The organism is Parabacteroides sp. AF39-10AC (genome assembly GCF_003635405.1).
In the GTDB taxonomy this organism is placed as follows: domain Bacteria; phylum Bacteroidota; class Bacteroidia; order Bacteroidales; family Tannerellaceae; genus Parabacteroides; species Parabacteroides distasonis.
In genome coordinates this window covers 139,173-153,754 of sequence record NZ_QTLP01000005.1, presented here as the reverse complement: position 1 = coordinate 153,754, position 14,582 = coordinate 139,173, and the positions used below count along the sequence as shown (strand labels likewise).

Here is a 14,582-nt window from a genome sequence, read left to right as displayed (position 1 = left end):
GTGAAAAAATAAGAGTGTGTCTATGTTTACCAGCCTGCGTTTTGTTGTGCGGCTAGTGTGGGGTTACGTAATAAGTCGTTTTGCGGGATCGGCCAAATGAAACGTTTGTCCGTGTATGGAATGAACGCCTTGCTACTGCCGAACCACTCGGATTTCACCTCACCACCTACCACGAAGGCACCTTGCCCTTTCGTGTTGTTGTACTCTATCTTAGCGGGGATACCTCCGGAAGGACAGAGGTCATCCGCTGCTAAACGGTGAATGTCTTCCCAACGACGTCCCTCTCCGTGGAACTCGATACGTCGTTCCCAAAGGATCGCTTCCGTCAAGGCCTTCGTGTCGGCGAAGTCATTTGCCTTATACGTTTGGCTGGCAGGATCCGCCAAGGAGCGATCGCGTACTTCATTCAGTTTCTTCAAGGCCAAGTCCTTGTCTCCTTGACGTGCGGCAGCCTCCGCCTCATTCAGCAATACCTCCGCATAACGAATGATCGGGGCATATTCCTCACGTGTAGTCGGATTCTGATACTTGTCGCAGAAATAGTATTGGTCAGACTCCCGATAGAGTAATAGATTGCGTCGTTTGTCATCACCTCTCCAAAACTTGGAATTGTAAAGAATCGGAGAAGACGGACACATCGCACGGCCACCGTCGCGTGCCGACATCATGGCAGACATCGCGCCGTTCACGCTGGCATTGTCATCCGAGCTATTGGCGATCGAGAAGATAGACTCCATGTTATTTGAATAGGAGGTAAATGGAGTGGCGGGATCCGACTCCAGTTTGAAGCGACTATTTTCCAGCTTCTTCGCATCTTCGATTACGCCTGCCCAATCACGCATGTGCAGGTGTACGCGGCTTTTCAGTGCGATAGCCGCGCCTTTGCTCGCACGGGCGATCTTGTTGACTTCGATCACATCTGGAAGCAGGCTCTCCGCTTCGTCGAGGTCTTTCAATATCTGCGCATATGTATCTTTTACGGAAGAACGTCCGATTTGCAATTGGTTTTCCACTTGCGCAGGGTCGCTTACCGCGTTCAGATAGATTGGCATACCATAATTATTGTTGCCCTCCACGTTGTAAGGTAGCGCGAAATGGATCATCAAGTTGTGATACGTCAGCGCACGCAAGAACAGTAACTCTCCTTTGTACTGGTTTCCTAATTCTTGGGAGATTATTCCGTTGGCAACAGCTCCCTCAATGCCGTCCTTTACGATGTTGTAGCGGTTGATCGCCTCGAACGAGGTCTCCCACATCGCCACGTTATTGGCGGTAGACACGTTGTAGGTCGCGGAATAAGTAATATCATAGAACACGGCGGTCAGGTTCATATCCTCCCCGCGCATCTCGCCTTGCAAAATACTGGCAGCCCCAAAAGGATAACCGCGTGTACGGCCATTGCCTGTGTTGATATACAGACCGCACTGTGCGGCATCATAAGCGCCGATTACGGATAGCTCACAACGATCAGGCGTGCTGTAAGCTGTCAAATCCGAGAACTTGTCGATAGGTTGCAGATCCACCACATCACTTTCGCAGGCGGTGAATAGCGGTAGCGAGAAAAGGGCTGTGCCCAACGCTACGGTTAAAATCTTTTTATATATTTTATTCGATATCATAGTTGTATTGTTTTCAACAGTTGTTATTTATGCGAATTTCTCGAAGTGATTAGAATGTAACGTTAGCACCGAACGTGAACGAGCGTTGTTGTGGCATACCATTCCAATCCACACCATTACGAGACTGTGTCTCCGGATCTAAACCGCTATAGCCGGTGATCGTGAATAAGTTCTGTCCTTGCAGATAGAGGCGGATCTTAGACATACCCAATTTGGACACGATCGTCTTCGGGATCGTGTAGCCTAAGGTTAGTGTAGCCAGTTTCAGGTAGCTGGCGTTCTCCACGAAGTGAGAATCACTAAACCCGTCATTGAAAAGCGCGGTCCCGTCACCGTAACCGATCTTCGGGGTCATACCATCACCCGGTTGCTCGGGAGATACCCAACGGCCTAAGATCTCCGTTCCGTTGTTTGCGAAATCCATGTTCAGCAATGAGCTTTGACGTGATGCGTTCATCAGCTTGTTGCCACCGGAGAAACGGAAGAATACATTCAAGTCGAAATCTCTGAAAGTAACCGTGTTGTTCCATCCTCCGTACCAAGTCGGCATGGATTTACCCAATATCTTACGATCGTCGTTGGTCAATGACGATGGTTTGGATACATCTTCAGGGTTGGAAGGATCGTATTCGGCATAATCGTATGATCCGAAAGTATTGAACTGTACCAAAGAGCCGTCCGCCTTTCTCCAAATCGGATTACCGTTGGCGGCATTCACGCCGTAATAATCATAACCGTAAAGTGATTGGAAAGATTCACCTTCCCGAATGATCGTATAGTTGTCGATGATATCCGTTCCACCATACAGCTCTTTCACCGTATTATTCACGGTAGAGAAGTTAATGTCCGAATGCCAGTTCCAGTCCTTCGTGTTGATAATCGTACCCCCTACTGTCAACTCGAAACCGGAGTTCTTGATCTTTCCGATATTGTCATAGTAGTAGTTGTTGGGGATACCCATCGTCGGAGGAGTCGGAACTTGCAATACCAGGTCTTTGGAGTTCTTCTGCCAATAAGCGATCTCGAAAGTCAAACGGTTATTGAAGAGCGCGCCATCCAAACCGATATCGAAAGTCTCGGTTGTCTCCCATTTCAAGTTATTGTTACCCATTACGTTCCAAGCGATACCTGCCATCGGTCCTACCAATTTGGCTCCATACGTTCCTAAGTAGGGATAATCGCTGCCTAAAGCAGAGTTACCGATTGTCGCATAGCTGGCACGCAAGCGGAGGTCGTTGAACCATTCGTTGACAGGTGCTTCTGTCCAGAATTTCTCGCGAGACAAGCGCCAAGCGGCGGAAGCCCCCCAGAATGTACCCCAGCGAGTATCCTTCGGCAATTTAGAGAGGCCATCGTAACGAATGGAAGCGCCGATATAATACTTGCTATCATAATTATAGTTCGCACGGAACATATAAGAAGCCAAGCCATTTTCCGATTTCCATCCACCTACGTCCTTCTGTCCGAACGTATTGCTGATGATATGCTTGGAAAAGAACGGATCGGACAACTCATAGACACTTCCGTCCATATATTCTGTCTCGCTGTGTGTATATTCTTGTACAGCCGTAGCGGTCAGATTATGTACCGAGTTAAACGTGCGTGTGAAGTTCAATACGTTCTGCCAGTTCCAAGTGGCGTATGTGGAGTTTACCTCCGAGATTAAACCGCCATATCCGTATCCATCACCGGATTCTGTATCCCAATACATAAAGTCGCGTACGTTAGCGATGTCCAGGCCAGCTTGTGTCTTAAACGTAAGACCATCCATAAAGGTGATCTCACCCCAGCCACCTCCGATTACACGGGTGTTTGTCGTACGATTCACGTTGTTGTCTAATGCCCATACGATGTTCTGCACACCGTTATCGATATAACTCAAGTTGCCTCCACGTCCCAAGGCTTTGCGGTTTTCCGCATCGATATTGTAGCCGGTAGGATCGTTTGGATTGTACACATCCACGTTCGGCAACATACGGGTTCCGGCGAAACCTACACCGCCTAGGGAGTTTTCTCCATTCAGGACACCATTCATGATCGTGCGTGTCATTTGTCCGTTCAATCCGATTCGGAACCATTTCGTAGCCTGCTGCGTCAAGTCTGCTTTCAAGCTCAGGCGGTTCAAGTCGTTGGCACGTACGATACCTTCCTGCTCCGTGAAACCGAGCGATACGTAATATTGGCTCTTATCGGTACCGCCGCTGGCAGACAAACTGTGATTGTGTTGGAAGCCCGTACGGAAGATATAGTCGTTCCAGTTGGTATCCGGACCGTTCGGGTCGTATACGGCTTGTCCCCTCATACCCCAGTTCACGTATTTCTCGTTAGCGATAGTGACGAAATCCTTCGCTCCTAACAGGTCATGCAATTTAGCCGGGCTGGCCGCCGTGATATAACCATCGTAGTTTACGCTGGTGCGTCCCTTGGAGCCCTTTTTCGTTGTGATCAAGATAACGCCGTTTGCCGCACGGGAACCATAAATAGCCGTAGCGGCACCGTCTTTTAAGATCTCGATTGACTCGATATCGTTCGGATTGATATCCGACATGGCGTTATATTCAGCATACAACATACCCAGACCGGTGGATCCGGAACTGTTGTCTCCTACCGCCAATGGCATACCATCGATGATGAATAAAGGTTGTGAGCTTGCGGTGATGGTGCTCATACCACGTACTTTAAACTGAGGGCCGGAACCCAACACGCCGCTGGGTGTCGTTACTTGTACACCGGCGGCACGGCCTGCTAATTGGGTATCAAATGAAGGTGCCGCTAAATTAGCCAGGTCTTCACCCCCAACTTTCGAGATGGCGCTTGTTACATCCTTTTTTCTTTGTGTTCCATAGCCAACTACTATAATTTCATCCAGATTCTGCGAGTCTGATTCCATGCTAACTCTAATAATCGGTTTTACTGTTACTTCTACAGTTTTCATACCGATGTAAGAGATGATTAGCTTTTGGGCATTGGAAGGAACATCTAGTGTGAACGCTCCATTGTAATCGGTTACCGTGCCGATAGTAGTTCCTGCTACTACGATAGAGGCCCCGATGATAGGTCCATCGTCTTCCGCCGAGATAACCGTACCGGTCACCTTCGTGGTCTGAGCCGTTGCGAACGCTATACTCGCAAACAAGCATAGTAAAAGATAAGTCAACCTTTTCATAGATACATACTTTTTGTTTAATTTGTTAATAAATAGATCGTTATAATCAATTTCTGCCATTTAGTAGATCGACGTAGTTTCCGGAGAACTAAATCAATTCATCTCTTGGTATTTGTTAATTATTACAAATATTTTAATAAATCATAAAGTACACAATCTATATAAACACCTACTGTATCTAATTGTATTATTTACATTAAGTGCTTTGTTTTGATCTTTATGCTGCAAATATAAAAATATATTTGCAATAAGCAAGCGTATCGGTGATAAAAATGAGTTTGTGCAGCAATTTGTAAATATTGCTTGCCTTGGGGTATGTGTTAATTGGGTGCATCATGGCGTTAATATATGATATTAATATGCAAATTGTTTTTAACTCAATCCCGCATCAATGCTAAAAAGTAACACCAAAAACACCTTGCTCTCATGAAGTTCTCCGGAAACTAAGTTCTTTCATGAATACTATCTAATGTATTTAAATAAAAAAGAGTATCTAACTAAAGATACTCTTTAAATATGTGTGAATAAAGTGAACTATTCTAACTCCTATAGGCTTTTGGGAGGATATAATGCGTCCCACCACTCGGGTTGGTCTTTCAGCCATTTAGCGAACCATGCGTAAATCGTGTTATTCCACAATATTCGTTTGTCATAATCCAATATATGGTGATTTTCTCCTTCTACCTGGACAAACGCTGTAGGCTTACCCAATAATTTTAATGCGGTAAACATCTGGATGCTCTCTCCAATCGGAACATTCGTGTCTGCGGTTCCATGTAAGAACAAGATCGGGGTATTGATCTTGTCTGCGTTAAATAGCGGACTTTGTAAAGTGTACATATCCCGGGCATTCCATGGATAACTGTTAGCGCTAGCCAACGAGCTGTATGAATATCCCCAGTAACCTTCTCCCCAATAGCTGGTGATGTCGCTGATTCCCGCATGAGACATGGCCGCCGCGAATATATCTGTTTTTGTTTGTAGGTATTGAGTCATGAAACCTCCGTATGAAGCCCCCATGCAACCGATTTTCTTCGTGTTGACAAAAGGATGCTCCTCACAGAACTTTTTCGTGCCTTCGATGATCTCGTCAGCGGTAAGTTTACCCCATGCGTTGACATGGCGTGCGGAGAACTCTTGGCCGAACCCAGTCGCTCCACTGGGCTGTATGATGTAGACGATGTACCCTAAGCCGGCGTATACATGCGAAGGATAACGGCTTTCCATCACCCGGGCCGTAGGAGTTGTTCCTCCGTAATAATTCACGATCATCGGATATTTCTTGGTCGCGTCAAAATGAGGAGGGAGATAGAAGCGGCCGTAAATCGTATCCCCTTGGGCGGAAACGAAATTCCAATCTTGTACTTCTCCTAAAGTGACGTCTCTCAAGATCTCTTTGGAGAGATCGATCAAGCAGGAAGAGGCGTCGTTTTTCAAGTTATAGGTATAAAGCCTTTGGGAATTGGAAGCGCTTAATCCGAAATAAACCATTTCGAAAGCTTGATTGGCGATGGAGTAATCGGAGATGACATCTTCCTTGGCTTGAAGTTGCTTAATCTTTCCGTTGGACGGGTTTAGACTATACATGCGAACACGGTCCTTATCTTTCGCCGTGATATAGACTTGTTTATCGAGGGCGTTCCACTCGTAGGAATCGACAGAGGGGTCAAAATCTTTCGTAAGCGACTTTATACTTTTATCTGCTATATTGTATAGGAATAATTGCCCGTCGCTCGTATTCGATGTCTGTCCTTCTTTGATCTTTAATCCGATACCATCGAAAGCCTCTCCAGACGCGTCAATGAGTAATTGGGTGGCATCCGGGGAGAAAACGGCACGGCTTACGAATTTCTCACCTTTTATAAGGGTATCCACATGCATGGTTCGTAGATCCATCTTATATATATATGTACGTGAGAAAGGACGCTCCGTTAAATTCGGTTCCCTGCGACTGAATAGCAGATAGTGGCCGTCTTGAGATATATCGTTGATGTAAGTAGAAGTATGTCCATAGGTGAGCCGTTGGAACAATCCGGTTCGCAGGTCATATTTATGAATAAACATACGGTTTCTCCATCCCGGTTGGCGATCATCCGGCACCAGTATCTCTTGGATCTCTTTTCGTTCTTGCGGTCCTTTCTCTCGTATGGAGAATAATAGATAGTCCTCGGTAGGTCCGAAACTGAAAGAACCCTCGGGCAATTGGCCGGCAAGGATGTTCTCCTTTTTACTGGTAGGGTCTAAGGTCACCAATTCCGTGCCTTTCATCCCTTTCCGGGTGTAATAGGCCAGATTGCTTTTAGGCATCCAGCGTAAGCACTGTCCGTTCTCAACCAATACGGAACCGGTAGCCTTGTCTAGTATTTGGGTAAATGAGGACTGCTTTCCACCGGGATAGGTTTCTTGATAGGAGACGATAATGAATTTTCCATTCGGGGACAGGCTGGCGGATTGGATGCGTTTACCATCAAATACATCACTTAATGTATAACGTTTCTCCGGATTGACGGTCGCGGTTACCACCGCGTCTTTTTCCGGGTTGAATGAGGCTTTTAAGGCATTCTCTTTGTGGCTCTCGGATAAATATTTAATTACGATTTCATAGCGTCGCGGCTCCAAGGTCAACGAGGCTTCTCCTTGGGTTAGTTTTGTGGGTTGTCCATCCACGTAGACTTCTGAAATCTCAGGGCCATTGATCCTTAAGGTGCCTTTTGTATAACGGTTACTATTCAGGTAGAAGGAAACCAAATGTAGCGCGTAGGAAGAGGCCGAGGTTGGCAAGGTCAGCTCTCCGGAAGACGCCGCATCAAGGGTTTGTCCGCTTTGGGAAAGGTTGCAGAAAGGAACGGTCGTGTTCAATAGTTCCTTGTCAGAGAATCTCTTACTGTTTACATCCAAGCTATCTGCTAGGAAAGGCTTTTTCACCTCGTAAGGGCCGGCGTAATTGTAATGTCGCACGACAACCTCATCCGCCCATAGTGAGCAACAGGAGCATAGGGCTGAAAGAATTAAGATGTTTTTGTTTATCATGATATTTGTTATTTAGTATAAGATAAGAAAGCGAGATGGCGGGTATCTCTCAGCCATCTCGCTGTATCATTATCTTATAAGATTTCTATCTCATCTACGAACAAGAATGCAGGACTTCCGGCGCCACCGTGCCATTTTGGTAGTTTGCTGCTGTTGATGATAACCTCGACATAGCGGGCCTTTACCGGGGCGAAGGATATCTCTTGGGGATATAATCCGTCCTTGTCGTTTTGGGTCAGCTCCGGGATTTTCTTGGATGCTACTTCCTTGAAATTCTTGCCATCGTCGGATACCTTTACGGTTACGGCGGAGGCTCCCATGATCCAATCGCCTTTTACCACATTCGTATTGAAAGATACCTTTTGGATTTCGGTTGGTTCCTTTAGATCGATCGTGGCGTCAAGGTCTTTTCCTTGGAAACCCAGCCAATGGCCGGTCTTGTAATTGCTTCCTCCGCGTAAGCCGTCTACCAATACCTGTGCCCCGTTGAAAACGTATCCTTTGCTGGGTTGCTCTTTCAAGGTGATGGGCTTCATCGTCGCTTTATTGAAGAAGATATCTTCTGAGAAGATGCGGCTCGTACCGTTCGGACGGACAACGATCGCCTTGAATTCGCAATCTTGGTTGATCTGTACCGGGCCTTCATACTTGACGCTGGCGATCGTAGGATCGCTACCGTCTACCGTATAATAGATATCTCCTTCACCCAACTTCGTCAAGGCTATGTCGAGTGTTCCGTTCTCCGTATTGGTGGTCAGGGAGGCGTTAATATCGAAGATATGCTTTCCGTAATTATATCCCAAGCGATCGTAAAGTTGTGTCATGCGGGCCACACGGGGCAGGAACGTCTGATAATCTTTCTTGGACGGATCGCTCCACTGGATATCGGCTACGGCGTCGATACGGGGCATGATCATGTATTCTACCTGTGAGAAGGTCGGGATATATTCCGTCCAGAGGTTGGCTTGCGCCCCGATCACGTACTTCTGGTCTTCAGGAGAGATACCGGCTGTCGGCTCAAAAGAATATACTTTCTCTAACGGCAAGTAACCACCGATAGCATCGGGCTCAAGATCCGTATCCGCTGATTGATAGTAATCCAGATATACATATGTATTCGGTGTCATGACCACGTTATGCTTTTGCTTGGCGGCTTCGATACCTCCATCCATGCCTCTCCAGCTCATTACCGTGGCATTCGGGGCCAAGCCTCCTTCTAGGATCTCGTCCCAGCCGATGATATGGCGTCCTTTGCTCTCCACGAATTTCTCCATGCGGGAGATCACGTAGCTTTGCAAATATTCCTCGGCGGAATGTTTCTTGTCCCCCTTGATACCTTCCGCCTTGATGCGAGCTTGGCATTTCGGGCATTTCTCCCAACGTACCTTCGGGCACTCGTCACCGCCTACATGGATATATTCGGACGGGAAAAGATCGATGACCTCGCTCAATACGTCTTCTAGGAATTGCATGGATTTCTCGTTGCCGGCGCAGATCACGTCGTCGGCTACTCCCCATTGGCCCCATACGTCATAAGGGCCCCCGGTGCATCCCAGTTCCGGGTAAGTAGCCAAGGCTGCCAATTGATGTCCCGGCATATCGATTTCCGGGATGATCGTGATATGGCGTTCGGCGGCATAGTTGATGACATCGCAAATCTGGTCTTGTGTATAGAAGCCCCCGTATTCCTTTCCGTCATATGTTCCGGAGTTATGGCCGATCACGGTTTCCTTGCGTTTAGATCCGATCTGTGTCAATTCCGGATATTTCTTGATCTCGATACGCCAACCTTGGTCATCGGACAGATGCCAGTGGAACGTATTTTGGTTGTGCAAGGCAAGGATATCGAGATACGTTTTTACCGAATCCACCGGGAAGAAATGGCGGCTGACATCCAGCATCATGCCTCTATAGGCAAAACGGGGATAGTCGTTGATGGTAGCTGCCGGTAATTCTACGTTCATCCCTTGGGCCGTGGCCGGGATCGATTTACGTAATGTCTGGATACCATAAAATACGCCGGCATCCGTACTTCCGGCGATCCGTATCCCATTATCGCTAACGGTCAGTTGATATCCTTCCGGATTCTGGATGCTTTGGTCGATAACGAGGCTGATCCCCTTACCGGGCTGGCCGGTAGCGGTTGCTAATTCATAGCCCGTGATTTCCTTGATATAAGAAGCGAGGAACTCGGCGTTCTTCTTCATCTTATCATTGCCCTCCGGATAAAATATCTTCGTGGATGGACTTAGGACGAAAGGATTTCCGTTCGTCAATGTTACTTCTTGTGGCAAAGGCACTACTCCGTAATCTCCTTTTACGGCCTTACCACCGGAGCAAGCGATCATTCCTGTGGAGAGGGTCAGGACGAGCGCTAGTTTGCTTAGGCTGTTCATGTGTTTAGAGTTTAGGATATAAAACAATAATTGATTGCAAAGTTATAGGGAACAAAGGTAGTGAGAATAATCTTACTATGTGTTTACTTTTTGGGAAAAACGGATAATGCATGAAAATGAAAGACGATACATCTTATTGCTGTCACATCATACATCTTGTTGTTGTAAGATGATACATATTATAGGAAGAAGATGTATCATCTTACATAGAAATGATATTGTGTCGCGCTAGAGAAAGATTTTGATCTTGATTTATTTTGTTCTTTAGATATAGTTGTCTATCTTGCAGTCAAAAATATTGCTGATATTATGAATACAATCCACCTTATAGAATCAAGGAAAGGTAATCTTTATCTATTTTCTTATAGAGGAAGAAGTCTTTCGTTTGTTCATCCGAAAATGTCGCATATAATACGTCAGATGTTTAAAGACGAGTATAAGGCCGGTAAATCTCGGAAATATTATGAGAGAAAAGTCGCTTATTTGAAAAAACATGGACTATTCAATAATGAGACCTTTGAACATAAAATAGTGAAGTTCGATAGAGCTCAAGTAAGAGATAGTTTAATTCACGTAGGCCAGATAACTTTTGAGGTGACGAACTCATGTAATTTGAAATGTAAATATTGTTGTTTTAATGATCTTTACGAAGAATCTTCCTTAATATGCAAACAAGGTAAACTGGAATTTGAGACGGCAAAAAAACTGTTAGACTATTTGATGGAACTATGGGGGGATACTTTGTGTTCAAAAGAAGTAGATATAGCTTTCTATGGTGGGGAACCATTGCTTAATTATTCCTTTATAAAAAAAGTGTTGAATTATACGGAACATCTGAAATCAGATAGATTGCGTTTTACTTATTCCATGACCACTAATGGATTGTTACTAGACAAATATCTTGATGATTTAGTGAATAAAAACTTTAAAATTCTTGTGAGTCTAGACGGTGATTTTGATGCTTCAGTATATAGAGTGGGTGAGGATGGAAGAGATTTGTATGATAAAATAATCAATAATTTGGACTTATACAAGAATAAATATCCGTTACATTTTGAACAAAATGTAGATTTTAATGTTGTTATCCATCGAAAGAATGATATACAGTCCGTGTTTTCTTTTATTAAGAAAAAGTATGGAAAAGCACCTCGATTTAGCCCATTGAGTACAAGAAATGTAAAGGAATCGCAGAAAGAGACGTTTAAAACGATGTATAGAAAAATGCCCGATGATTTGATAGTAGGTAATGACTTGGATGCGATAACTGAAGATTTGCATCCTTATACATCGGGGTTTATGGAAATGGTCAAATTTGCTAATGCTCTTTTAGATATTCAGTATCAGATATATAATGACCTTTTTGTGAACACCGGTTTAAGTGATATAGTATATACACCTAGTGGTACGTGTTGGCCTTTCAGTAGAAAAATTTTTTTAAGTACAAATGGTGATATTTTAGCTTGTGAGAAGATTAGTCACCGAAATGTATTAGGAAATGTTGATAACAATTCCGTAAATATAGATTATATAAATATTGCAGATATATACAATGAAAAAATATACTTGTCTTTTTCTGACTGCAAAAAATGTTATAGATTGCCTTATTGCCCTGTTTGTTTTTTTGACTCTTTATTAGGTGATAGGAGTTGCCTTGCATTTGAGGATGAAAATAAATTCACGGAGAATTTGAAGCGTAAGATCGATTATTTGGAGTTAAATCCGATTCAAGTTAATGAAATACTTAAAATAAAGGTGCAATGAGGAACATGAGATCTAAATATATATGGTTCTATGTGGAACCATATGTTTACGTTGAGGTTAATAAGTGGGAGTGTTTGTTGGTAAACACTTTGGATAAACAATTTATATATAGCAAAGATCAACAAGTTTTGTCCTTTTTGAGAGATTTCATGAGCCTTTTAAATACTGGTGTATCTAGTGTTGACCCTAATCTGTTTAGCCTTGTTGAGTTTAAGCGTTTTATAGGAGAGGTGAGGCATAAGTTTATAGGGGATCTTGTTGTGACAGATACTTTAGATTCTAAACCTATACAGATAACTTCTAATGCGAAAATCATGCATGATGTGAGAGAGGGGAAATATGCATCTTTTGATGATCCTCTAAATTATTTGTATGAAATTACAATACATACAAATAGTTCATGTTCTTCTAGTTGCGAATCTTGTGTGAACTATTTTAAGCAGTTTGATTGTTGTACAAAGAACAGGAATGTAATTAGAAATGAAGCTTTGTCTGTTATAACAAAAATACTAAAAGAATTAGACTTCGCTCGGAAAAGAATTAGGATAAATCTTGTCGTAACAGATGAAATATGTGCAAAATCGGATGAGCTAATTGATATTCTGAATAAATATGATAATGATTTTTATTTGGTTGTTAATTATAATAATATACGGAAACTGACATCTCGGTTATGCTCTTTTTTTCAAAATAGAATATCTGTTATAATAGCTGGCGTTCAAATATCTGAGATAGATTTCTCTATATTGAAAGATTTGAATTTGACTTTTTTTGTAGAGAATGAAGTGGAGTTGGAAAATGTCTGTTCTTTTACAAATAGCAAGTTGAGAAATTGTCACTATGTTATAAAGCCAATATTTAATGGGAAGAATATGTCTTTTTTAAAGAAATATGTATTCTTGAAAAAGAAAGAAATTTTAAATGGTATTGATTCTATGCAGGATATACATAGAAATAAACTGTTGAATACGTCGTTTTTCGGGAAATTATTGGTTTTTTCAGATGGTTCTATATATAATAATGTCCATTTTAAAAAAATGGGTAATATAAAAGAATATAATTTGCCTTATTTTGTGCATAAGTCTCTGGTGGATCCAAACACATCTTGGTTTTATACAAGAAACAGAGCTCCTTGTTCTAAATGTGTATATAAATATATTTGTCCTCCCCCGTCAAATTATGAGCTATTTATGAATCAATTGGCATTATGCGATAAATCCTGTGTTTTGAATTATTAATTAAAAAAGTAAGGAGGTATGAAAGATCTAAGATTGGGAGAACTTGCGAGATTTGAGAAAATGAGAAAGGAAGAACTTGTTAAGCTACAAGGTGGTATCTCTCCTAGAGGATGTAGTTGTAGTTGTTCTGGTGTTGGCCAGAATGATAATACTAGAAAGACCTGGCAATCTACGTCTAGTGAACAGTTAAATTGATTATTAATCGCTCCACTTCTTTTTAGAAGTGGAGCAAAAAATGTATTTATGTCTAAATTTTGGATTTTCTTTAATTGCTCATTGTTTTTCTTCTCTTGCCATTTTGGATCGGAGAAATCTTCAGAGCATAATTTGCCGATAATAAATATGCCGGCTTCCTCTATCTGTGAGAGAATAGAGCTGCGGTCGATTTCGGATGTCTCTTATGTGAAATTGTATACTGATTCCTCTTATCTTGTTATAGGTAACCCTTCTTGTGTGACGGATAGTTTTTTTATTTTTAAAAACTACAAGAACAAAAATATTATGTGCTTTGATTGTACAGGCAAGAAGCGGTTCTTGATAAATCGAAGAGGGAGTGGACCGGAAGAATATATGGGCATTGGGCGTTTGGCTTATGATGAAAAAGAGGAGGAACTTTTTTGCGAGGTCGTAGGAACCAGTAGGATTAATGTGTATAAGCCGGATGGAACTTTCGTGAGATCATTGGATCTGGTAGCAGGATATTTGGCAGAGATGTATAATTATAACGATAGTTTACTTTTATGTCATGCCCGTGACGAGGAAGAAAAGAGTTCCTTTTTGTATTTACTTCATAAGACGATTCCTCACGGAATCTACGGATTGGATTCAATATCAGGTGATAGATATCGAAGTTTGTCAATCACAAAACAAAGCGGTTCATTTATGAAAGGGGGAACAGCTCCGTTGCGAACTATTATTCATAGAAATGATCGATGGATATATTCAGAACCTTCTCATGATACGATTTATGAGTTAAGTGAGACTTTGCGTTTACGTCCATTTCTGGCATATTCTCCACAAATAAGAAAGAAAGAGATACCTTGTTTGATACGTTATAATCAAGAGACCGAAAATGATATATGGATATCTCTCATAGAGATGATATATGATGTGGATAAAGATAAAGGATTCCCGGAAAAGGATTATATATATGATAGGGAAGCCGGGAAAATGAAATGGGTCTCTATTATTAATGAGGATTTTCCTAACGATCCTGATTTTAACATTTCTTCCTCTGTGTACTATTATTCTGCGGATAACTTGAGAGAGGCATTGGAGAAGGGAGAATTGGGAGGGAGGCTTAGAGAATTAGCACTGGAACTCAATGAGGAAGATAATGGAATTTTACTTTTAATGCGTTTTAGGTAGTAAA

General features: G+C 42.7%; 7 protein-coding genes. 3 read left to right on the top strand and 4 right to left on the bottom strand.

Features of this window, described 5'->3' with window-relative positions; translation table 11 throughout:
• Positions 1-26: 26 nt before the first annotated feature.
• From DW033_RS06335 to DW033_RS06320, 4 genes are all read right to left on the bottom strand, one after another.
• The gene (locus DW033_RS06335) at positions 27-1,619 is read right to left on the bottom strand and encodes a RagB/SusD family nutrient uptake outer membrane protein (protein WP_122297534.1); all 1,593 of its coding nucleotides are present in this window, start codon (positions 1,617-1,619) and stop codon (positions 27-29) included.
• Between the two features lie 49 nt (positions 1,620-1,668).
• A complete protein-coding gene (locus tag DW033_RS06330; RefSeq protein ID WP_122382553.1) occupies positions 1,669-4,785 on the bottom strand; it encodes a TonB-dependent receptor in 3,117 nt (1,038 codons plus the stop codon).
• Positions 4,786-5,331: 546 nt separating this feature from the next.
• On the bottom strand, positions 5,332-7,815 hold the full coding sequence (locus tag DW033_RS06325; RefSeq protein ID WP_122382552.1) for a prolyl oligopeptidase family serine peptidase: 2,484 nt from the start codon (positions 7,813-7,815) through the stop codon (positions 5,332-5,334).
• 74 nt (positions 7,816-7,889) lie between these two features.
• Positions 7,890-10,211: a glycoside hydrolase family 20 protein gene (locus tag DW033_RS06320; protein WP_122382551.1), complete on the bottom strand. Its 2,322-nt coding sequence runs from the start codon at positions 10,209-10,211 to the stop codon at positions 7,890-7,892.
• A 420-nt stretch (positions 10,212-10,631) separates the two neighbouring features.
• Here DW033_RS06320 and DW033_RS06315 point away from each other — a divergent pair, with 420 nt between their 5' ends.
• The 3 genes from DW033_RS06315 to DW033_RS06305 all read left to right on the top strand — a co-directional run bounded on the left by DW033_RS06315 (position 10,632) and on the right by DW033_RS06305 (position 14,578).
• Positions 10,632-11,972 (top strand): radical SAM peptide maturase, encoded by a 1,341-nt coding sequence (locus DW033_RS06315; protein ID WP_158595242.1) that lies wholly within the window; start codon positions 10,632-10,634, stop codon positions 11,970-11,972.
• 32 nt (positions 11,973-12,004) lie between these two features.
• A complete protein-coding gene (locus DW033_RS06310; RefSeq protein WP_158595241.1) occupies positions 12,005-13,210 on the top strand; it encodes a TIGR04150 pseudo-rSAM protein in 1,206 nt (401 codons plus the stop codon).
• A gap of 243 nt (positions 13,211-13,453) precedes the next feature.
• Positions 13,454-14,578 (top strand): 6-bladed beta-propeller, encoded by a 1,125-nt coding sequence (locus tag DW033_RS06305; RefSeq protein WP_122382548.1) that lies wholly within the window; start codon positions 13,454-13,456, stop codon positions 14,576-14,578.
• Positions 14,579-14,582 lie beyond the last annotated feature (4 nt).

Excerpts from the sequence above, each read along its gene's own strand:
- DW033_RS06335 (WP_122297534.1), bottom strand. The coding sequence starts at position 1,619 with ATGATATCGAATAAAATATATAAAAAGATTTTAACCGTAGCGTTGGGC.
- DW033_RS06330 (WP_122382553.1), bottom strand. The coding sequence starts at position 4,785 with ATGAAAAGGTTGACTTATCTTTTACTATGCTTGTTTGCGAGTATAGCG.
- DW033_RS06325 (WP_122382552.1), bottom strand. The coding sequence starts at position 7,815 with ATGATAAACAAAAACATCTTAATTCTTTCAGCCCTATGCTCCTGTTGC.
- DW033_RS06320 (WP_122382551.1), bottom strand. The coding sequence starts at position 10,211 with ATGAACAGCCTAAGCAAACTAGCGCTCGTCCTGACCCTCTCCACAGGA.
- DW033_RS06315 (WP_158595242.1), top strand. The coding sequence starts at position 10,632 with ATGTTTAAAGACGAGTATAAGGCCGGTAAATCTCGGAAATATTATGAG.
- DW033_RS06305 (WP_122382548.1), top strand. The coding sequence starts at position 13,454 with ATGTCTAAATTTTGGATTTTCTTTAATTGCTCATTGTTTTTCTTCTCT.